21 protein-coding genes are annotated in these 19,417 nt (G+C 59.3%); 3 read left to right on the plus strand and 18 right to left on the minus strand.

Annotation, left to right across the window (positions count from 1 at the left end):
• Positions 1–150: 150 nt before the first annotated feature.
• The 9 genes from WCY31_RS00350 to WCY31_RS00390 form a co-directional block, all read right to left on the minus strand.
• Positions 151–1,350 carry a hypothetical protein gene (locus WCY31_RS00350; protein WP_345972748.1) on the minus strand — a complete coding sequence of 400 codons (1,200 nt, stop codon included), beginning with the start codon at positions 1,348–1,350 and terminating at the stop codon, positions 151–153.
• 11 nt (positions 1,351–1,361) lie between these two features.
• Positions 1,362–2,696, minus strand: a complete 1,335-nt coding sequence (locus tag WCY31_RS00355) for a cytochrome c (RefSeq protein WP_345970245.1) — start codon at positions 2,694–2,696, stop codon at positions 1,362–1,364.
• 362 nt (positions 2,697–3,058) lie between these two features.
• Positions 3,059–3,835: a TOBE domain-containing protein gene (locus tag WCY31_RS00360; RefSeq protein ID WP_345970246.1), complete on the minus strand. Its 777-nt coding sequence runs from the start codon at positions 3,833–3,835 to the stop codon at positions 3,059–3,061.
• Positions 3,836–3,923: 88 nt separating this feature from the next.
• Positions 3,924–4,970, minus strand: a complete 1,047-nt coding sequence (locus WCY31_RS00365) for a HAMP domain-containing sensor histidine kinase (protein ID WP_345972749.1) — start codon at positions 4,968–4,970, stop codon at positions 3,924–3,926.
• The gene (locus tag WCY31_RS00370) at positions 4,957–5,592 is read right to left on the minus strand and encodes a response regulator transcription factor (protein WP_345970249.1); all 636 of its coding nucleotides are present in this window, start codon (positions 5,590–5,592) and stop codon (positions 4,957–4,959) included. The genes WCY31_RS00365 and WCY31_RS00370 overlap by 14 nt, the downstream gene beginning before the upstream one ends.
• 8 nt (positions 5,593–5,600) lie before the next feature.
• Complete coding sequence (locus WCY31_RS00375) at positions 5,601–6,425, minus strand: hypothetical protein (RefSeq protein ID WP_345972750.1); 825 nt, start codon at positions 6,423–6,425, stop codon at positions 5,601–5,603.
• Positions 6,422–6,778, minus strand: a complete 357-nt coding sequence (locus WCY31_RS00380; protein WP_345972751.1) for a hypothetical protein — start codon at positions 6,776–6,778, stop codon at positions 6,422–6,424. Before WCY31_RS00380 ends, WCY31_RS00375 begins: the two co-directional genes overlap by 4 nt.
• A 55-nt stretch (positions 6,779–6,833) precedes the next feature.
• Positions 6,834–7,727: a cation diffusion facilitator family transporter gene (locus tag WCY31_RS00385; protein WP_345972752.1), complete on the minus strand. Its 894-nt coding sequence runs from the start codon at positions 7,725–7,727 to the stop codon at positions 6,834–6,836.
• Positions 7,728–7,733: 6 nt separating this feature from the next.
• The gene (locus WCY31_RS00390) at positions 7,734–9,689 is read right to left on the minus strand and encodes an LTA synthase family protein (protein WP_345972753.1); all 1,956 of its coding nucleotides are present in this window, start codon (positions 9,687–9,689) and stop codon (positions 7,734–7,736) included.
• A gap of 177 nt (positions 9,690–9,866) precedes the next feature.
• Here WCY31_RS00390 and WCY31_RS00395 point away from each other — a divergent pair, with 177 nt between their 5' ends.
• Complete coding sequence (locus WCY31_RS00395) at positions 9,867–11,024, plus strand: MFS transporter (RefSeq protein ID WP_345972754.1); 1,158 nt, start codon at positions 9,867–9,869, stop codon at positions 11,022–11,024.
• A gap of 47 nt (positions 11,025–11,071) precedes the next feature.
• Here the strand turns inward: WCY31_RS00395 and WCY31_RS00400 are convergent, their stop codons facing one another.
• Positions 11,072–11,254 carry a DUF2892 domain-containing protein gene (locus WCY31_RS00400; RefSeq protein WP_345970256.1) on the minus strand — a complete coding sequence of 61 codons (183 nt, stop codon included), beginning with the start codon at positions 11,252–11,254 and terminating at the stop codon, positions 11,072–11,074.
• 143 nt (positions 11,255–11,397) lie between these two features.
• Between WCY31_RS00400 and WCY31_RS00405 the strand changes: the two genes are divergently transcribed.
• Positions 11,398–13,200 carry a menaquinone biosynthesis decarboxylase gene (locus WCY31_RS00405; protein ID WP_345972755.1) on the plus strand — a complete coding sequence of 601 codons (1,803 nt, stop codon included), beginning with the start codon at positions 11,398–11,400 and terminating at the stop codon, positions 13,198–13,200.
• Positions 13,197–13,931, plus strand: coding sequence for a phytanoyl-CoA dioxygenase family protein (locus tag WCY31_RS00410; RefSeq protein ID WP_345970259.1), 735 nt, complete (start codon positions 13,197–13,199; stop codon positions 13,929–13,931). Before WCY31_RS00405 ends, WCY31_RS00410 begins: the two co-directional genes overlap by 4 nt.
• A 134-nt stretch (positions 13,932–14,065) precedes the next feature.
• On the opposite strand, the gene WCY31_RS00415 is transcribed toward WCY31_RS00410, so the two are convergent.
• From WCY31_RS00415 to WCY31_RS00450, 8 genes are all read right to left on the minus strand, one after another.
• Positions 14,066–14,701, minus strand: a complete 636-nt coding sequence (locus WCY31_RS00415) for a hypothetical protein (protein WP_345972756.1) — start codon at positions 14,699–14,701, stop codon at positions 14,066–14,068.
• 287 nt (positions 14,702–14,988) lie between these two features.
• Positions 14,989–15,543: a hypothetical protein gene (locus tag WCY31_RS00420; RefSeq protein ID WP_345972757.1), complete on the minus strand. Its 555-nt coding sequence runs from the start codon at positions 15,541–15,543 to the stop codon at positions 14,989–14,991.
• 351 nt (positions 15,544–15,894) lie between these two features.
• Positions 15,895–16,125: a thioredoxin family protein gene (locus tag WCY31_RS00425; protein WP_345972758.1), complete on the minus strand. Its 231-nt coding sequence runs from the start codon at positions 16,123–16,125 to the stop codon at positions 15,895–15,897.
• 12 nt (positions 16,126–16,137) lie between these two features.
• Positions 16,138–17,121: a hypothetical protein gene (locus WCY31_RS00430; protein WP_345972759.1), complete on the minus strand. Its 984-nt coding sequence runs from the start codon at positions 17,119–17,121 to the stop codon at positions 16,138–16,140.
• Positions 17,122–17,130: 9 nt separating this feature from the next.
• Positions 17,131–18,075 carry a permease gene (locus WCY31_RS00435; protein WP_345970264.1) on the minus strand — a complete coding sequence of 315 codons (945 nt, stop codon included), beginning with the start codon at positions 18,073–18,075 and terminating at the stop codon, positions 17,131–17,133.
• Positions 18,076–18,483, minus strand: coding sequence for an arsenate reductase ArsC (locus WCY31_RS00440; protein WP_345970265.1), 408 nt, complete (start codon positions 18,481–18,483; stop codon positions 18,076–18,078).
• 141 nt (positions 18,484–18,624) lie between these two features.
• On the minus strand, positions 18,625–18,957 hold the full coding sequence (locus tag WCY31_RS00445) for a metalloregulator ArsR/SmtB family transcription factor (RefSeq protein WP_345971569.1): 333 nt from the start codon (positions 18,955–18,957) through the stop codon (positions 18,625–18,627).
• Between the two features lie 2 nt (positions 18,958–18,959).
• On the minus strand, positions 18,960–19,415 hold the full coding sequence (locus tag WCY31_RS00450) for an ArsI/CadI family heavy metal resistance metalloenzyme (protein WP_345972760.1): 456 nt from the start codon (positions 19,413–19,415) through the stop codon (positions 18,960–18,962).
• Positions 19,416–19,417 lie beyond the last annotated feature (2 nt).

The raw sequence follows: 19,417 nt of genomic DNA on the forward strand, positions 1-19,417 counted from the left end.
GGCCGGAGAGAACCCTCTGGCCGGACAGCCGTATGATGTCGGTACGCTTTGAAAGTACTAAGGAAGCGGGTAATGAGGTGTTACCCAAGAGTCACGGACTGCCCTGCAAGAAGGTTCGGCAGGGGGCGGCAACCGGTGCCGCAGCCCTGCTTAGACAATCGTGTTTTTGAAAAGGGTGAACATGCCCCAGCCGAAATAGACCACACACCACAGCAGCACGATCGCGACAGTGGCGTTGGCCAGTTTGGTGACGATGGGGTCTTTACTGGCATCGAAGACCCCCTGGGTCTTCCCGACTTTCCAGGCCATGGTCAGAATCCAGCCGATCGCCGTAAAACCGAAGACGACGAAGGTCAGCAGGAACATGATGACCGAAGGCCAGTCGATGTTCATCGGGTAGTCGTAGATGTTGTACCCGAGCCCCGACATCAAATCAAACCGGATGTATTCCCGCAGGGCGGAGATCAGCAGCGCGGCGATAACCAGGACGCCGGTCGTGAAATAGCTGGTAATGTTGCTTCTGACCATCAGCAGCAAAACCACCACCGAGACGACGATGGCCAGGGAGAGCGGATTGAGCAGCAGCCCCTCCAGTAGCATCCATCCTGCAAAGAGCACGGCACTGGCCAGCAGCCCGAAGGTTGCAATCTTTTTGCCGAGATCCCGGACAAAAGAGATATATTCGGGCGTGAAATCGTCACGGGTACTGACGAAATCACTGTAGTTGAGCAAGAAGATGCCCAGCGTCGGGGCCGACAGCGTGACGAGGAAGAGCAGCCGTACCGGGTTAAAGTGGAAATTAAGCCCGGAGGTGTCGATGACGCCACCCGGGGCGTACCACTCCATCCATTTGTCTGGCTGGATCGACTCGTAGGCGAAGACGTGCATCAGCAGCCCGGCAAAGACCAGGATGAGCAGGGAGATTACACCGATCAGGACACTGCCGGAGGAGCCCTTCTTGTTGGCGTAATAGAACCAGTAAAGCAGCATATACCCTGCTAGCAGTGCATAGACGAAGACAAAGACCCAGACGCCCGAGAGCGAGTTGACAACGTACCAGTTGGGATCGTAGATGACCTGCGTAAAGAGCAGCGGTGCGATCCCCAGCAAGATCAGCAGCGAGACACTGAGCTTGGAGGTCTGCACCATATGGCCGGTCAGCAGTTTCCAGTTGGCACTGCTCTTCTGTTTTGTGGCGCCGACAATGGAGAGGGTCATCCCGCCGAGCGCCAGCAGGACGAAGGCGGCGTGCAGCGCCCAGGTCAGGACGTAGAGTCCTTGAAAGACCACCGGGTAAAAAGGAATACCGGCGGGATCACGCAAAATATTTAATGTTGTACCTAAATCCATCGCAAACCTCCTTAATTAACCTGTGTCGCGATCCAGGCGGCGATCGCCTTGGTCTCGTCGTCGGGCAGTTTGATGGTCGGCATGTAGGGGATCGCCCCCTTTGCCAAAACGTCTTTCAGGAAGCTTTCGATCATCACGGCATCCTGTCCTATGAATTTCGCGATCAGCGGACGGTAGAGGCCCACTTTCTCCAGTGAATGGCAGTTTGAGCAGGCGAGCTTGGTCAGCAGTTCCCCCGCCTCGAGCTGATTCTCCGGTGTGATGGTCCGCAGCCGGTCGGGGATCCACGGATTGACTTTCAGCAGCCCGTGCTGCGCCACCGTCTCCACCTCGCTTTTGATCCCTTTGCCGGGAACATCGCGGGCGATGATCTGGTTACTGTAGACGTACTGGCCGGCAACGTAGGGCTTACGCATGCTTTCACGCAGCTTTTCACCCGGCCACAGCCCGATCAGGCCGACGACTACGAGCATAGTGACGGCGAAGGGGCGGTTGATCGTCCGCGGTAAGGCAAAGGCGAGAAGAAGGTAGAGGGTGAAGACCACGATGATGACGATCCGTGTCGTCAGGATATTCGGCAAGTAGATCCCCAGCAGGATGTGGGCGGTTTCGGGCATGGTGTTGATATACCACATAAAGCCGACCATGGTGGCAAAGCCGCCGATCATCCCGATGACGGCGAGTTTGCGCGTCAGCTCTTTGGCCAGGGACTTGTCGTCCATGCTACTGGTGATAACGAAGCCGACCACCGCCGACATCAGAACCATAAAGCCGATCCGCAGGAACATGTGCGGGAAGGTGTTGACCCCGAAGAAGGCGTCACTCGCCGATCCGGTCAGAAAGAACGCTTCCGTACCGGGCCACATCATAAAGCTGATAATCCCGATGATCAGGAAGAGGGTCCCCAGCGAGGCGAGCGCGAACATATAGGTCAGTTTCAGGTGGGTTTTGCGGTCGATTTTGTCAATAAAGTAGACCAGGGCGAAGACCCCGATGACCTCGACGATGAAAAAGACCCACTCCGTGGCCCAGACCCAGACGAAGTTGTGGATCAGCGCGCTGATCCCCCTCGGGCTGGCTGCGGTTGCGGTGTACCAGATGCCCGGACCCGTGATGGAGCCGACGACATACGAAAAAATCAGCAAGAACATGCCGTACTTTTTCATGTAGACGTAGAGATCCGTGCGGTTCTCTTTATACGCCTTGTGCGAAAGAAAAGCAAAAAGAATCGCCGCACCCACGGAGGTGTGCGACGCCAGAATATGAATGGTACCGGTGATCCCCATCAACCAGGCGGAGCCGATGTCGGGGAAATAGAAAAGCGGAAACATGCCAATAAAATCCATCCGTTTCTCCTCAAACAGATAATCCCGGCAGAGGCAAGACGCCCCTACGGGATGATTCCATAGGTAGCACTCGGGTGGGTTCAGTACCCAAAATGCGCCTATTGGGAAAAAACAACATTTGATTCGTCATAGGGATATGGCACAATAAAATGTTGTAACACAACACAAACATACCCGTCTGTCATCGCCAAATTGTCGACGGGTATGTTTCTTCATCCAGTTAAAACTGCTTCCTCATTTAAAACAATCTTGAAGTATGGGAAACGGAAAATAATAATCAACTGATATTAATTTTGTGTTAAAGGCCGTTTGGAAATGAACGGTTTTGAGAAAAGAGAGTCTCCGGGGCGGGTGACGCCGGTTCAGGCCCCGATGATGATGTGGTTCTTTGCGACGGTGGCGTAGGCCTCCATTGCCGTTTCCAGGGCCTCGCTGGCGTCGAGGTCCGTCACGCCGATCAGTTTGGAGCCCCCTTCGAGCTGGAGGGTGATCTCCGCATTTTCGCTGCTGCGCTGCAGGGAGGTGATCTTGCCTTTCAGGACATTGATGTCGTCGGAGGCCTCCGGTGGCGTCACGCTGATGGCGACGTCGCTGGATTTGATGATGGCGTAGGCGTCGCCCCCCTCTTCGAGCCCCATATTGCGTACTGACGTCGAGGTGATGACGGAATAGAGGGTATCGCCGCCGGGAAGCTGCAACCGGAGTTCGGAACGCAGCCCGTGGGGCGTGATGGTGCCGACGCGGCAGGTAAGCTGGTTGCGCGCACTCGTTGTGAGGAAGGTGCGCGAGAGGATGCGTGCGAGCCGCTCGGGGTCGTCCCCTGCTTCGGCGAAGCGGTTGATGAATTCGCGGTGCAGCTCCGCGAAGCGCTTGTAGGTGGCAATGAGCTCGTAGGCGTGGGCGGTCAGGACCGTCCCCCCGCCGCCGCGGCCGCCGGTCGTTTTTTCGATGATGGGGCGGTCAGCGATGTCGTTCATGGCGTTGACCCGTTCCCAGGCGGCCTTGTAGCTCATCTTCATCGCCTTCGCCGCGGCGTGGATGGAGCCGGTCTGGGCGATCTTCTCGAGCAGCTCGATGCGCCCGTTGCCCAGGAAATTCCTGCCGTCCTTTCTCAGCCAGAAGCGTCCGTCTATTTGCATGATGTACCTTTCAACGGCATGGCGGGGAGAGAAATCGGCGGCATGGGGCTCCTTGGCGAATGATTTGACGGGCTTATTATAACAGACGCTAACGTTCGGTTTGTCCGGCGGGAAGCGTGCAGGTGAAAGTGACGCGGTTTTCACGCTGGGTAACGGCAATGGCGATCCGCTCCTCGTCGCAGAGTTTTTTGACGATGTGCAGGCCGATGCCGATGCCGCGTTCGCTCTCCTTGTAGAAACGGTCGAAAAGGTTGCGGGGCGAACGGATGGGCGCCGCGGCGGTATTGGTGATGCTGAAGGTGCGCTCCGAGAGCGCCAGCGAGACCTCGCCCTCCTTGACGTTGTATTTGCAGGCGTTGGAGAGGAGGTTGTCGACGATCCGGGTCAGGGCGTCGGGATTGGCGCGCATCGTCGTCGGTGCGAGTGCGGTGCGGAAGGTGAGCGCGGGGTAGAGATCTTGGAAAAAGGCCAGCCGCTCCGCCACGAGGCTGTCGAGCCGAAAAGTGTCGCGCTGCTGCGGCAGGCCGCCCTGGTACTCCTGGAGGTTGCGGTAGAGCATGCCGATCAGCTTGGCGCTCTTTTCGATGCGCCGGACGGCTTTGTCCTCCCGGTTGAGCATCGAAGTGTTAATGAGAATAGCGCTGACGGGGGTATTGAGGTCGTGGATGATGTCCTTGATGAAACGGTCGGTCAGGGCCAGGGCGCTGCGCAGCGGGCGGAGGGTGTAGCGGGCGAACCCGAAGGCCATCGCCCCGACGACGGCCGAGAGCAGCAGCATAAAGAGCAGGTAGCGGCCCAGAAGCGCGCCGGTCTGGGTCTTGAAGTCCGCTTTGGGATAGTAGATCTTGAGCAGGTAGCGCTGATTGGCCGGGAGGGGGAAGAGAGCGTAGAGCGTCTGGCCGTCCTCGCGCAGCTCCAGCAGGGGCGCTTCCGTCTGTTTGGGCACGAAATCGAGGGCAAATTTTTCGCCCTCGAAATTGAAATTGTAGTTCTTCATCTCCAGAAATAGCTGCTGTTTGAGGCTGCCGACATCCTCGCGGTAGTTGTGATAGAGCAGGAAACCGATCAGGATCTCGATGGTGACGAAGTAGAGTGCGAGGCTCTTGAAGAAGGATTCTCTCTCAGAGGCTTTCAAGACGGTACCCCACGCCGCGGACGTTGGTGATGTCGATGCCGAGCTGCTGCTTGAGGCGGCTGATATGAAAACGCAGCGCCTGGTCGGTGGGCTGCTCCAGCAGTTCCAGCAGTTCGCTCTTGTCGATGGTCTGGCCGACATTGGTGATGAGCAGGCGGAAGATCGCCGTCCGGATCTCCCCGAGGTCGACGCTGCGGTTGTGTTTGCTGACCCGCCCGTCGGCCGGGTTGAAGATGATCTCCCCGTAGCGGAGCTGCCGTTCGAGCTGGTGGGTGCGCGCTTTGATACGCAGCAGGAGTTCGTCGATGTCGAAGGGCTTTTTGAGGTAATCCTCCGCGCCCGCGGCGAACCCCTTGGTCATCGAGTCGATGTCCCGCAGGGCAGAGATGAAAATAGCCGGGGTGCGGTCCTCGGCGTCGCGCAGGGCGCTCAGCAGGTCAAAGCCGCTCAGCAGCGGGACGTTGATGTCGAAGAGGTAGAGGTCGAAGGGCGTCTCGAAGGCCGCGTCGGCGGCCGCTTCCCCGTCGGTCACCCAGGCGGTCTCAAAGCCGTTGCGCGTGAGCAGATCCTGCAGGGATTCGCCCAGTACCGGATCGTCTTCGAGCAGCAGAATCCGCGCCATTCTCCCTCCTAGAAGCGGGCAAAGAGCATGATGCCGGCCGCGTGGTCGCTGGCCGAATCGCTCAGGCCCAGGCTGTAGTTCACCTTTAGTGAGAGTGTATCATAAAGCGGGAAGATCCCCAGCACGGAGAGGGAGCGCAGGTCCGGGCTGTCGGGAATGTAGGACTCCGAATAGTCGTACGAGAAACTCACGCTGCTCGCCGGCGTGGGGTAGAAGGTGACGCCGGCGGAACCGAAGGCGATGTCGGGGTACTGGACGGTACTGCTGTCGCCCGTGACGGTATAGCCGTACTGCACGAAGGCGTCGAGTGCCGCAAAACGGTAAAGCCCCACCACGGAGCCGCCCCAGTCGTTCTCACCGGTGCCCGTCCCCTCCTCGGCGGTGGCGAGCTTGAGGTGTACCCCCGGCGTGAGAAAGAGCTTGTCGGTGAGGCCGAAGGCGTACCCGGCGCCCAGGAAGGTGTCGGAGAGGCCGCCGTCTTTGCTGTCGGCGACGGTCGGGTCCGCGGTGCCGTAGTGGTAGTAGCTGACAAGCCCCGTCAGGTAGAAGTCCCCCGCGTAGACGGCTGCCATCGCATCCGTCGAGAGGGAGTCGACGCGCTCCGTTCCGCCGTATTTTCCGGTGGCATAGCTCATTCCAAGCCCCGCAAGCAAAGAGACCCCCGTGCCTCCATTGCCGGAGGAACAGCCGTCCGCGTCCACCGTCATATCGAAGGCGGTGCCGGGACAGCGGTCCAGCGCGTCGGCGACGCCGTCAAGATCGCTGTCGCGTTCTGCGGGGGCCGCGAAGAGGGAGGCACCGAGCAGCCCCGTGATCAGCAGCAACCGTTTCATCGGCCCTGCTGTACCTGGCGGGGATGCATCTGCTGCTGTTGCATCTGTTGCATCTGCTGCTGCGTCTTGAGCTGTTGACGCATCTGCTGCTGCATGACGGCTTCGCTGCCGGCAGGTTTGCGCTGCAGCGCCGCTGTATCCTCATCCGTCTGCATCCGGCTCTGCAGGGCTTCGAGGGCCTCGCTGCGCTGCTGCTGGTTGAGCTCGCGCATCTTCAGTTTGAAGGCGTTCATCTTCTCGAACCGCTCCGCTTTCGGGGCGTTGATGACCGCATCGATCAGGGTGTCGATCTCCTCCGTCTCCGCCGCAGTGAGCGCCGCACAGAGGGTCAGAATCGCTAGAAAGTACCGCATGTGTGCTCCTTTTGCCCGTAGTATCGCACAGAAGTGTGAGCGGCGCGTGAGTCGCTCAGCGGATTCGCCGCTTGTCGTCGTCGCGGCCGTATTCGCACTGGAAGGTCGTGTGGGTGATCCCGAAGCGCTCCCGCAGGCGCTTTTCCAGGGCTTCGACCGTTTGCGTTACCCGGGAGAGGGGAAGATCCTCGGCGAAATCCAGGTGGGCTTCGAAGTGGACGGCATGGTCGCTGAGGCGCCAAAGGTGGACATGGTGGATGCCGGCGATGGCGGGATCGCCGCAGACGGTGTCGGCGACGGCATCGAGCTCGACGTCGGCAGGGGCGAACTGCATCAGCACCCCCGTGCTCTCCTTGATGAGCCCCGCGGAGGCGGCAATGAGGTAGACGGCGATGATGATGGAGATGAGCGGGTCGATCCAATAGATATCCCACAGAGCGATGGCCACGCCGCCCAGCACGACGGCGACGGAGGTGAGCACGTCGCCGAGCAGGTGCAGGTAGGCGGCGCGGATGTTCATATTGCCCCGGGCGTCGGATTCGAGCAGGAAGATGCTGCCGCCGTTGACGACGATGCCCAGCAGCCCCATCCAGATTAGCCAGGAGGAGAGGACGGGTTCGGGGTAGAGCAGCCGCATGACGGAGGCATAGACGAGGTAGACACCGATGCCCGCAAGCACCGAGGCGTTAAAGAGCGCGGCCACGATCTCGGCCCGCTTGTAGCCGAAGGTCCTGCTGCTGTCGGCCTCTTTGTGGGAGATGCGGTGGGCGAACCAGCTGATCAGCAGGGCCATGACGTCGCTGAAGTTGTGCAGGGCGTCGCTGAGCAGGGCCAGGGAACCGGCAATAAGCCCTCCCGCCACCTGGGCGATTGTGATGAGGATATTGAGGGCGACGGCGATGAGCAGCTTCGTGCCGCTGATATCGTGGGAGTGGTGGTGGCCGCTCATCGGATGTTACTCTGCTTTGCCGGGTTCGGCTTTGAAACGCTTGTGCTGATAGAGGTCGTTGATGACATGGATAAAGGCCGTCGTGTCGCGTTCGAGTTCCGTATCGTGCGCCGCGGGGGTCAGGTGGTCCTCTGCGGAGAGGTCGAAGGTCAACGCCGGGGTGTCGGGCTGGACGACGGCGAGTTTGTCACCGTTGCGCAGAGCGTACATGTCGTGGAACTGCATCAGCACCATCTCTTTTTCGGGGTCTTCGAAGATCGATTTGCCGAGGATGGGATAGGTCAGGTCGAGTCCGACGGCGTCGAGGGCCGTGGCCAGGACGTCGGGCTGGGTGGAGCGCTTGGAGACGCGCTGGGGTTTGATGCCGCCGCCGAGGAGCATCCCCATGATGCGGTATTTCGGCACGGGGACGAGGTCGTCGCCGTAGGTACGGACGTTGTGGTCGGCCAGGATCATGAAGACGGTGTCGTCGTAGTACCCTTCGCGCTTGGCGTCGTCGATGAGTTTCCCGATAGCGTAATCGGCGAACTTGATGGCGTTCTCGACGCTGTTCTTCGGTTTGCCGGGGATCAGGTCGATGCGCCCGCCGGGGAACTCGAACGGGGTGTGGTTGGTGGTACTGAAGAGCACCGAGACGAAGGGCTGCCCTTTGGCGTGCCACTTGGCGAACTCTTCGTTGGCGCGGACGACGAGGTCTTCGTCGCAGACGCCCCAGATGCCCGTGAAGGCGGGGTTCTTGAACTCGGGCTGATCGATCAGGACGTCAAAACCGTTGCCGTAGAACCAGCCGCGCATATTGTCGAAGTTGCTGGCCCCGCCGTAGATGAAGCTGCTGCGGTAGCCGTAGGGTTTGAGCAGGGAGGCGACGGTAAAGAAATCCTCCTGGGACTTGTTGCGTTTGACGACCCCTTTGCCCGGCACGGGGAGAAAACCGGAGACGCTGCCGGCGATCCCCCGCACGCTGCGGGTGCCGTTGCTGTAGAGATGGTCGAAGAAGAGGGACTCTCCGGCGAGGCGGTCGATGTTGGGGGTGACCCCTTTCTCGCCGCCGAGGGCGCCGACGAACTGCGCGCCCAGGCTCTCCTGGAGGAAGATGACAAGGTTTTTCGGCTTGGCGGAGGGGAAGTGGGTCGGCTGGGTCCGCCGGAAAGGGTCCTCCATGTTGCCGACGGGGATGCGCAGCTGGCGGGAGACCCGCTCATAGGCCTCCTCCAGCGGCATCTTGCCGTATTTGCTCATGACGACGCCGTGCTTCTTCTGCGAATAGTAGGCGTAGCCGATGCTGTAGAGGCTGTTCTTCGTGATCTCGTTCACGACGTGCGAATCGGTGTAGACCGCGAGGGAGATATTGGCCGCGCGGTGGCTGAAGGAGGAGCGGATGCCGATGAAGAGCACGGCGACCAGCGGCAGCAGCAGAAGCAGGCGGAAGGGCCACTTGATCTCGAAGACGACCTCAAATGTCTTGCGCGTCAGGGTCCAGAAGAGGTACCCCGCCACGGACATCATGATGGCGGCGACGAGCAGCTTGAGCTTGTAGGTCGCCCAGATATTGCCGAACACCTCTTTGGGGTAATCGAGGTAGTTCAGGAAGATGTCGTTGGGACGGACGTCGAATTCGGCGAAGAAGGGGAAGGTCGCATTTTCGATAAAGAGGGCCACCAGCAGAAAAACGAGCAGATAGACCCGGATGAAGGTGCGGACGGGGCCGCCGAGAATCCGGGGCGCCGTAAAGAGCAGCAGGACCGGCAGCGCGAGGATGATACAGGCGACGATCGTATCCATCTGCAGCCCGAGCAGGAAGCTGAGCCACTGGCTGACCCCGGCATCGGCGATCCGGTCGTAATAGAGCGCGAATAAAAGGGCCCGTCCGCTAAAGAAGATGGCAATGAAAAGCAGGTAAAAAGCGAAGAGCTGGCGCAGCGATGCGACGATAGCCTGCTTTTGGGTGAGCGGTGGGTGCATTCTTGTCCCTTTGGGTATTGTGAAATGAATTATAGAATAATAGCGGATTCAGATGAACGCGGGGAGGCGGGCGTTCGAGGCGCTACTGCCGCACCGTCCCCTCCGGTGAAAAATTCGCCGCGCTTATGGGCCGGTTGCCCTTCCTGGCGTATAATGCGCTCCACGAAAAGGCCGCTTATGTATGATTCCGTCGCCCGCAATGTCAGACTCTCCCTGCTGCTGTTGGCAACGATGGGCGTCATGTCCGGGATCGCCATTGTCGCGGCCCTGCCGCTGATCAGCCACCACTTCGAGGCGGTTCCCCACATCGAGTTTTTCTCGAAGCTGCTGCTGACGATCCCCTCCCTCGTCATTGCCGCCGTCGCCCCCTTCGCCGGGATGATCGTCGACCGCTTCGGGCGCCTGCGCCCCCTCTACCTTGGTATCGTGCTTTTCATTATCGGCGGCAGTTCCGGTTTCTACCTTCAGGATTTCGAAGCGATCCTCGCCGGGCGCGCCCTGCTGGGCTTTTCCGTCGCGCTGCTCATGACCGCCTCCACGGCCCTGATCGGTGACTATTTTGACGAAAAGGGGCGGCACCGTTTCATGTCGATACAGGGGATGGCCGTCGGGCTGGGCGGGATCGTCTTCATCATCTCCGGGGGGTACCTGGCCCAACTGGGCTGGAACTACCCCTTTGCCATCTACCTGCTGCCGCTGCTTTTCGTGCCGCTGCTGGTCACATCGCTGTACGAGCCGCGACGGATCCATACGCACGGCGAAGAGGCGGCGGCGGTTTCGCCGAAGCTGCTGCCGGTCTATCTCAGCGCCTTTTTCTCGATGCTGCTGTTTTACATGTTGCCGACGCAGATGCCCTACCTCGTCATCGACGAGCTGCACGGCACCCCCAGCAGCATCGGGCACTTCGTCGCCGTTGCCCTGCTCGTCAACGCCCTGACGGCGCGGCAGTACGCCCGGATCCGCGCGCGGTTCACTTACGCGCAGATCTTTGTCTTCATCTACCTCTTTTTCGGCACCGGTCTGCTGGTGATGTCGCAGGTGAGCTCCCCGCACCAGCTCTTTTTCGCCTCGGCCTTCATGGGGGTGGGCTTTGGGCTCGTGTTGGTCAATATCAACGCCTGGCTGCTCTCGCTGGTGCCGCCGCACCGCCGCGGCCGCGCGGTGGGGATGCTGACGATGAGCTTCTTCCTCGGGCAGTTCTTCTCCCCCATTTTCTTTCAGCCGCTGATCGCCCAGGCCGGGATCCAGGGGCTCTTTCTGATGATTGCGGGGGTGTCGTTCGCCACGGCGGCGGTGCTTTATGTCAAAACGTTTTTGAAAAAGGGTGCGGGATGAAGGAAAGAGAAGGGGAACGGATCACTGTTCCCCGATGACATCGGGGTTTAGATGATGTTGCACTGCCCGGTGAACTTGCACAGGGGACAGAAGTTCATGATGCCGGCGATGAGGGGGATGACGCCGAGGTAGAACCAGGGATTGCCGCTGTAGGCACCGTAGCCGATAAGGGCGACGCCCAAGGCGATACGGAAGGGGCGGCAGAATTTGCGGATCTTGATAACGTTCATAGATTGCTCCGTTTTTTGCGGAATTATAGCGCAGGGGGTGGGATCGTAATATTAATTATTTCAATTAGTCATGCTGCTTTCAAGGTGCATCCCCTGTTCTCATGTAGGTTTTTTAGAGTTGCTCTGGGATACAATACGGAATTATGAAGATTTTTGAGACGCTCTCCCCCTGGATCAGGACCATCGACGAACCCCTCGACGTCAACCTCGAGATCCCCCATATCGCCTATGCGGAGATCAAAAAGGCCGAGCCGAAGATTCTCGTGTTTACCCACCCCGTTGACAAAGCGCTCGGCAAGACCTACGACATGCCCGTCGTGATGAATATCTTTGCCAATGACGCCGTCGTTGAGACGATTTTCGGCGCGACGCCCGACGCCATCGCGGCGAAGGTGCAGAAGGCGCTGAAACTGAAGCCGCCCAAATCGCTCTCGGACAAACTGGAGACCTTCAAGTTCCTCTTTGACCTCCGCAACGTCTTCCCCAAGCGTCTGAAATCCGCCGGGGCCTGCCAGGCGCGGGAGATCGCGACGCTTTCCGAGCTGCCGATCCTCAAGACCTGGTCGGATGACGGCGGCAAGTTCATCACCATGGGACAGGTCTACACGCAGAGCCTCGACGGCGAGATCCACAACGTCGGTATGTACCGCCTGCAGGTCTACGACGACCACCGCCTGGGGATGCACTGGCAGATCCACAAGGACAGCAATCACCTTTTCCACCAATATAAGAAGGCGGGGCGGAAAATGCCCGTCTCCGTCGCCATCGGCGGCGACCCGCTCTACACCTGGTGCGGGACGGCTCCACTGCCCCACGGCATCTTCGAGCTGATGCTCTACGGTTTCATCCGCAACAAGCCCGCGCGGCTCGTGAAGTGCCGGACAAACCCGATCCACGTCCCGGAGGACGCGGACATCGTCATCGAAGGGTGGGTCGACCCGGAGGTGACGGAAATAGAGGGGATGTTCGGAGACCATACCGGTTACTATACCCTCAAAGAGCCCTACCCGGTGCTCGAAGTGAGCCGCATCACCGCGAAAAACGACCCGATGTTCTACGCGACCGTCGTCGGCAAGCCGCCGCTCGAAGATAAGTACATGGGACTGCCGACGGAGCGGATTTTCCTGCCGCTCTTGCAAACGCAGGCGCCGGATCTCAAAGACTACAAGATGCCGGAGAACGGGGTGTTCCACAACCTGATCCTCTGCAAGATCGCCCCGCAGTACCCGGGCCACAGCCTGCAGATCATGCACGCGCTTTGGGGCGTAGGGCAGATGAGTTTCGTCAAGCACGCCCTCTTTGTCGACGAATCGGCCCCGGAACTGGGCGATTACGAGGCGCTGACACAGCATATTCTTGACCGCCTCAGCCCGGACGCCGTGACGATCACGACGGGGATCGTCGACGCCCTGGACCACTCCGCGAGCAGGCCCCTCATCGGCGGCAAGCTCGGCATCGACGCGACGGGCGGTGTCGTGGAACGCACCATCGACCTGCTCGATGACGCCGCGCTGCTGAAGAAAGTGAAAACGATCGACAGCGACGTTGTCGCGCTGAAGCAGTACATGACGCAGAGCGCGAACCCGGTGACGGTGATCCAGTACGAGAAGAAGCGCCCGGCGCGCGAACTCTTCGAGGCGCTGAAGCCGCTTAGCGGACACATTGCGATCGCCGTCTTCGTCGATACGTGCCAGAACGACGTAAACAACCCCTACATGCTGGTGTGGCGGGTGACGAACAACATCGACGCGCAGCGCGATGTTTGGCTGGAGGAGATGATCGGTGTCGACGGGACCAACAAGGACCCGATGGACGGTTTTACACGCGAGTGGCCCGGCGACGTCGTCTGCGACGCGGACGTGTTTGCCGACCTGCGCGCACGGGGTCTGATCGACCTCGACGACGAGACGGTGGACCGATACCAGTTGGTGGGAGAGAGTAAATGAAACTGAGTGATGCGCAGCTGGCGCAGTTTGAGCGCGACGGGTATATCTTGCTGCGCGGCTTTGCCGACAAGGCGCGCTGCGAGGCGATTCTGGCGGCGGCCAAAGAGGAGATCGAGGCGCGGACACCGCCGATTGAGACGGAAGGGGAGTATACGGGTTCGAACAACTCGACCCTTCGCCGCCTACGCCAGGTCTATGACCGCCGCGAGATTTTCCGTGAGTGGATGACGGACAAGGAGATCCGCCCGATGCTGGCGCAGGTGCTCCACGACACCCCGGTGCTGACCCTGGCGCACCACAACTCCATTATGACGAAGATGCCCTCCAAAAGTACGGAGAGCCGCTGGCACCAGGACCGCCGCTACTGGCACTTTGAGAACGACAATCTGGTGAGCGTCTGGCTGGCGCTGGGCGATGAGCGGATGGAGAACGGGGTGCTGGAGTTTATTGACGGCAGCCACAAGCTTGAATACCGACCGGAACAGTTCGATACCGATACCAGCTTTCTGACGGGTCTGCCGGAAAACGACGCCCTTATTGCGAAGAAGGTGCATTATGACCTGCATGCAGGCGACGTCATCCTGTTTCACTGCCGGACCCTGCACCACGCCTACGACAACCAGACCGACGAACCCAAGATCGCCTTCGTCTATACGGTCAAGGGCGCTTCTACCAAGCCTGTTCCCGGTACCCGTTCCGCCGAGTATCCCGAGGTTGTGCTCGAGGTCTGATCAGCCTCTCCCTTCCTCTTCGGAGGCGGCGAACCGTGACGGCGGTGTCTGAAACGCGGCAAAACGGTGTGGTCGATTACATCGGGTGTTCGTTGGGGAAAACGGGGTACAGGCGCGCCGGGGGCGCCGCGGCGTCATTTGACGCTGACGACGATCGGTGCGGAGGTTTTGTGAGCGCTTGAGATGTGGCACTCGCGTGTCGGGTAGACCGAAACGTTTGCGGCGACACGGTAGGTACCGCTGTTCATCGCCGTGATGTTATAGATCACTTCCGAGCCGTTCGGATGGGCACGCAGACACTCGACAGAGGGCGCATCCGTAGCGAATCCGAGACCGCTGAACGTGACCTGGACGCCGTGGGCATCGCTTCCGGAGAGCGGAAAATCTTTTGCTTTGACGATAACGCGCAGGCTGACCGGTTCGCCGACGGCGACTTTCTCTTTGTCCGGAATAAGCTCCACCGTGTATTTTTCAAAAGGGCTGTCGGCAACGGGTGCCGGGGCGGCAAGCGTCGGCATGGATGCCGGCTCGGGTTCGGCGACCGGTGCCGGCTTCGCTTTGGCGACGGCTTTCGGTTTTTCCGGGGCGGGTTTCGGCGCCATCGGCAGCGGGACCGGTTCGACTTCCGGTGAATTGGGTTCATTGACAATGCCGAGAACTTCCGGTTCACCTACATTCTGCGCCGCCGGCTCCGCATTTTTCAGACATCCGCTAAAGAGCAGACTGACGGCCAGAAGGGACCCGGCATACCGCACATACTTTTGAATCATATTCTTCCTTTTCTTTGATGAAATTGGGCCCGGTCCTCTCACCTCCCTGGCCCACCAGAAACCTTCGAATTCTTACTTTATACATATTTATATGCATATTTTAAAGGTTTCCAAAGGTCATTATTATATCACAGCGATAACATTTTATTGCAATATTTTAGAAAATTCTTGCGCTTTGCAGAAAAGGTGATAAAGAAGTAATATGAATAATCCTTTCGGATTCTGGAATAATGAAGGCTTATGGCTGCAGACCGGCGAAGCAGTGCTCTGCCATCGCCGGTACGCTTTTATTTGACGTTAACGGTCAGTGCGTTCGACTGTTTCGTTACGCGTGAAGCTTCGCAGTGGCGGGTAGGGTAGAAGGCGACGTTCGCGACGACATCGTAGGTGCCGGCGTTGGCCGCCGTCACGTTATAGATGATGTCCGAACCGTTGGGGTGGACCCGCAGACACTCGACCGCCGGCGGATTCGCCGCAAAATCGAGACCGCTGAAGGTGACGGTGACCCCGTGGGCCTCATGCCCAGTCAGCGGGAAGCCGTTGGCTTTGACGTGGACGTAGAGACTGACGTTCTTGCCGACGTCGAGACTGGTGTCATCCATGGAGACCTCGACATTGTAGAGGTCGCAGGGTTTGTCCTCTGCCGCTGCGTTCTTGGCCGCGGCCGGTTTTGCCTTTGCAACCGGTGCGGGTGCGGCTTTCGGTGCGGGAGCTGCAGCTTCCGCTTTAGCTGCCGCCGGCGCCGCGGCCTCCGCCACAGGCTGCTGCTTGGCGGCCGGTGCCGGTGCAGGCTCCGCGTTCTTGGACGCGGCACACCCTCCGATAAGCATACTGACAGCCAAAAGGCATCCTAACTGCTTCAAGCGATGGTTCATACTCTTCCTCCTCCTTGGTTCGGTATGGCCCGGAGTGTCGGCCCCGGGAAAGCAGAAACCTTTAACAAGTTTCATTTGTGATAACTATTTTATAGTATTAAAAGTTTCCTAAGCCATTGTATCACAATTAAAACAGTTTATGACAATTATTCAAAAAACATTGCAAAAAGATGCATGATGGTAACAGTCGAAGGAGAGGGTGGAAGGTGGTTGCTGATTGGATAAATAGGTGTTACTGCCGCCTAAACCGGCAGTAAACGGACGCTCGTCATGAACGTATTGACCGTTCTAATACGAAAAGGTGCTACCGGAAACGGCTTAGGCGATCATGGCCAGGATCTCGTCGACGCTCGGCACACGGCCCGTCGACTTCACCTCGCCGTCGATGACCAGCCCCGGGGTGCTCATAACCCCGTAGGCCATGATCTTCTGCAGGTCGCTGACCTTCTCTACCTGCAGGAATCTGCCGCTCTTGGCGACCGCCTGCTTCACTTTCGCTTCGAGTTCGTTGCACTTGGCACAGCCCGTGCCCAAAATTTCGATTTTCATGGTTTTTCTCCTTTAATGGCTCTGTTTGATCGTATCGTAGAATGGCTCGACCGGGCCGGAAACGACGTAGGCGCCTACGGGGCCGGCTGCAGCGAGGAAGCGCGGGTCGAGGTGCGAATTCTCATGATCGTACATGTTCTCCCAGACGCCGTGCATGATATAGCTGCGGGTATTGCCGTCGGCAAACGCGTTTTGAAGGATCTCGGTCGTCACCGCTTTGCGGTAATAGCTGTTCTGCGCCGTACCCGCCTGGCCGTGGGGATACCGGTCATCATACGCCGCATCGTGAACGTCGGGCCGGAACGTCTGCTGCGCCGTGCCCAGCAGACGCGCGACTTTTTGATTGAAGGCTTCCCGGTTGGCATCCTTGATCATGACGTGGTTTTCAACGGTGACGTAGCGGCTTGTGACTTCGTCGGACTGGTGTTGCAGGAAGGTCTTGATCTCATCGGGGGTCGTATAGAGCTTTTGGCGGTCCCCTGCGGCAACGGTCGTGTAGATCCCTTCGTAATACTCAAGCTTGATCGGCGTTTTTGTCGGAGGCGTCGTCGGTTTGTAGGCAAAGAGCGACGGGACGATCTGCTCGGCAAACCACGCCTGTACCTGGGAGGCGATCAGCGCATCGTAGGAGTCGAAGCGGATGAAGAGCGTATAGAAAAGAGGGAGTTTCGGGGAGGTGGGATGGCCGTCGCTGTCGGCGTATCCGCGGTCGAGCACCCCTTTGAGGTGGGCAGGGTAGTTGCGCACCATGGTCGACTCCCCCGTCATCTGTTTGAACGAGAAGCTCAAAAAGCCCTGTTTCCCCTTCAGGAGGGAGGTGAGTCCGTCGATATTGTTGAGCACCCTTTGCTTCTCGGGCATCGGGACGCGCAGCTCATAATAGAGCGTCACGGCACCCTCGGGTTTTTTCTCCGCGGACGCGGCATGGGAAGCGGCCGGGAAGATGGCTGCCCCGGCCATGACCGCACCCATGCCTAAAAAGTTTCGTCTTTCCATAATGACTCCTTACAAGATGATATTGAACAGATAGCCGACGCCGATGATCCCGACGCCGATGATGGCGAAGAAAGTGGCAATGAGCCTGGTGTGCAGGATCTGTTTGAGGATGATCGCTTCGGGCAGGCTCAGCGCCGTGACGGCCATCATAAACGACAGCGCGGTGCCCAGCAGCATCCCTTTCTCTGTCAGGACCTCCACCAGCGGCATGACGCCGGCGGCCGAGGCATACATCGGGATGCCCATCACTGCCGCGACGGGAACCGCGTACCAGGCGTCGCCGCCGGCGTAGTCGGCGATGAACTCTGCGGGGACGAAGCCGTGGAACCATGCCCCGACGCCGACGCCGGCCATGACCCAGAGGTAGATTTTTCTAAAGATCTCCAGGGTCGCTTTCCAGGCGTCGCCGGTGCGCTGCTTGAGGTTCAGGGAGGTTGCCGCTACATGGAGGTCGCCCTGCATCACCGGCACGTCCAGCAGCACGTACCGTTCCGCGTTTGTCCGGCCGATCAGCCAGCCGCCGACGATCGCCACGGCCAGCCCGAAGCCGATGTACAGCGCCGTGATCTTCCAGCCGAAGAGCCCGAAGAGCATGGCAATGGCGATCTCGTTGTTCAGCGGGGCGGAGATGAGAAAGCTGAAGGTGACGCCGATGGGGATGCGCGCCTGCAGAAACCCCAGGAAAAGGGGAATGGCCGAACAGGTGCAGAAGGGGGTGATGATCCCGAAGAGTGCGGCCAGGATGTTGCCGGTGAACTCTTTTTTCCCGGCGAGGTAGGCGCGCACCATCTCCGTGTTCATCCAGGTGCGCAGGAACGACACGGCGAAGATGATGGTGATCAGCAGGAACCAGATCTTGACCGTATCGTAGAGGAAGAAGTGCAGCGCATCGGCGAACCGCCCCTGGAGGTGGAGCGTTTCGTAGACGAAGGCGCGGCTGAGATCATGCCACATCTAGCAGAGCTCCGCTTTGATGACGGGCAGCAGCTCCTGCTCGATCAGGTCGAGGGTCTTGGCGTACTCTTCTTCGGCTTTGCCCGAAGGGTCTTCAAAGCCGACGTGGATCGTCTTGACCGCTTTGGGGAACATCGGGCAGCTCTCCTTGGCGTGGTCGCAGACGGTGACGACGAGGTCGAAGGCGTTATTCAGGACCGTTTCGATCACCTTGGAGTGGTACTCCTCTTTCCAGTACCCCTTGGATTCGAGCAGGGCCTGCGCGTTGGGGTTGACTTTGCCGCTGGCCTTGACGCCGGAGCTGAACGCCTCGACGCAGTCGCCGAGCTTGGCGTTGATCAGCGCTTCGGCCATAATAGAGCGGCAGCTGTTGCCGGTACAGAGGATCAATACTTTCTTTTTGCTCATAGTTTACACCCTTGATCGGTTTTCATTATTCAATACGCAAAAGGAAATGAGTTCCTTTTGCTACGCTAACGCTGAGTTTACGCTGTCCTCGCAAGCTGCGGAATTCCGCTTTGCTTCATCAGCAGTAGGCTCACAGCGATCTTATCGCTTAAGTCCGCAACCTTGATCGGTTTCGGAGAGTTTTTGCAGTTTCGGCAGGTCGATGCCGAGGTGCCGGATCTCCTCCAGCGCTTCGCTGCGGAAACGGTCCAGGGGGCTCCTGATGGCGTAGTAGGCCCAGGTCCCTTTGCGCTCGACCTTCAGGAACCCCGCCTCTTTGAGGATCTTGAGGTGGCGGGAGAGTCGCGATTGGATCATCTCCAGGGAGGATTGCAGGTCGCAGACGCAGAGCGGCCCGTGCTCGTCGAGGAAGCGCAGGATCAGCACCCGGGTCTCGTCGTTGAGGGCCGCGACGCTCTTCAAAAAGACATCCATGCTCAGCAGCCCCCGCCCGTCGACCATTTGCCGTTCTCGGAGAAGGTCGGCTGGCAGCAGCCCACCCCGCCGGTAAAGGCGTCGCCGCCGAAGACCTCGATCTGCTCCATCGTATGGTAGTTCTCCCAGATGACCTCCTGGGGGTCCTGGACCCAGTACTTGTTCGACGCGGCGTAGCAGCACTGCGCGCCGCTCTGTTTCTCGCCCGCAATGCCCGCGGCGATGAGACGGGCCTCGGTCTCGGCGACGGCTTCGTCACCGTCGAACTGCAGTCCCAGGTGGTTGAGGCCGCGTTTGCTTTTACCCGTGGAGATGGCAAAGTTGATGGCGGGGTCGTCGATGAGCCACTGCAGGTAATCCGCTTTTTCCTTCGTCGGTTCCGTGCCGAACAGGGCGGTATAGAACGCCCGGCTTTTGTCGAGATCGTCGACGGAGATATGGATGTGGAGACGTTTCATGA

This window comes from Sulfurimonas sp. HSL3-1 (assembly GCF_039645995.1).
GTDB classification, from domain to species: Bacteria; Campylobacterota; Campylobacteria; order Campylobacterales; family Sulfurimonadaceae; genus Thiomicrolovo; species Thiomicrolovo diazotrophicus.

Bases quoted from the DNA above. Each gene is read 5' to 3' on its own strand.
- WCY31_RS00355 (WP_345970245.1), bottom strand. From the start codon at position 2,696: ATGGATTTTATTGGCATGTTTCCGCTTTTCTATTTCCCCGACATCGGC.
- WCY31_RS00450 (WP_345972760.1), bottom strand. From the start codon at position 19,415: ATGAAACGTCTCCACATCCATATCTCCGTCGACGATCTCGACAAAAGC.
- WCY31_RS00430 (WP_345972759.1), bottom strand. From the start codon at position 17,121: ATGGAAAGACGAAACTTTTTAGGCATGGGTGCGGTCATGGCCGGGGCA.
- WCY31_RS00440 (WP_345970265.1), bottom strand. From the start codon at position 18,483: ATGAGCAAAAAGAAAGTATTGATCCTCTGTACCGGCAACAGCTGCCGC.
- WCY31_RS00375 (WP_345972750.1), bottom strand. From the start codon at position 6,425: ATGAAACGGTTGCTGCTGATCACGGGGCTGCTCGGTGCCTCCCTCTTC.
- WCY31_RS00380 (WP_345972751.1), bottom strand. From the start codon at position 6,778: ATGCGGTACTTTCTAGCGATTCTGACCCTCTGTGCGGCGCTCACTGCG.
- WCY31_RS00425 (WP_345972758.1), bottom strand. From the start codon at position 16,125: ATGAAAATCGAAATTTTGGGCACGGGCTGTGCCAAGTGCAACGAACTC.
- WCY31_RS00405 (WP_345972755.1), top strand. From the start codon at position 11,398: ATGAAGATTTTTGAGACGCTCTCCCCCTGGATCAGGACCATCGACGAA.
- WCY31_RS00385 (WP_345972752.1), bottom strand. From the start codon at position 7,727: ATGAGCGGCCACCACCACTCCCACGATATCAGCGGCACGAAGCTGCTC.
- WCY31_RS00350 (WP_345972748.1), bottom strand. From the start codon at position 1,350: ATGGATTTAGGTACAACATTAAATATTTTGCGTGATCCCGCCGGTATT.
- WCY31_RS00395 (WP_345972754.1), top strand. From the start codon at position 9,867: ATGTATGATTCCGTCGCCCGCAATGTCAGACTCTCCCTGCTGCTGTTG.
- WCY31_RS00415 (WP_345972756.1), bottom strand. From the start codon at position 14,701: ATGATTCAAAAGTATGTGCGGTATGCCGGGTCCCTTCTGGCCGTCAGT.
- WCY31_RS00370 (WP_345970249.1), bottom strand. From the start codon at position 5,592: ATGGCGCGGATTCTGCTGCTCGAAGACGATCCGGTACTGGGCGAATCC.
- WCY31_RS00410 (WP_345970259.1), top strand. From the start codon at position 13,197: ATGAAACTGAGTGATGCGCAGCTGGCGCAGTTTGAGCGCGACGGGTAT.
- WCY31_RS00360 (WP_345970246.1), bottom strand. From the start codon at position 3,835: ATGCAAATAGACGGACGCTTCTGGCTGAGAAAGGACGGCAGGAATTTC.
- WCY31_RS00435 (WP_345970264.1), bottom strand. From the start codon at position 18,075: ATGTGGCATGATCTCAGCCGCGCCTTCGTCTACGAAACGCTCCACCTC.
- WCY31_RS00390 (WP_345972753.1), bottom strand. From the start codon at position 9,689: ATGCACCCACCGCTCACCCAAAAGCAGGCTATCGTCGCATCGCTGCGC.
- WCY31_RS00445 (WP_345971569.1), bottom strand. From the start codon at position 18,957: ATGGATGTCTTTTTGAAGAGCGTCGCGGCCCTCAACGACGAGACCCGG.
- WCY31_RS00400 (WP_345970256.1), bottom strand. From the start codon at position 11,254: ATGAACGTTATCAAGATCCGCAAATTCTGCCGCCCCTTCCGTATCGCC.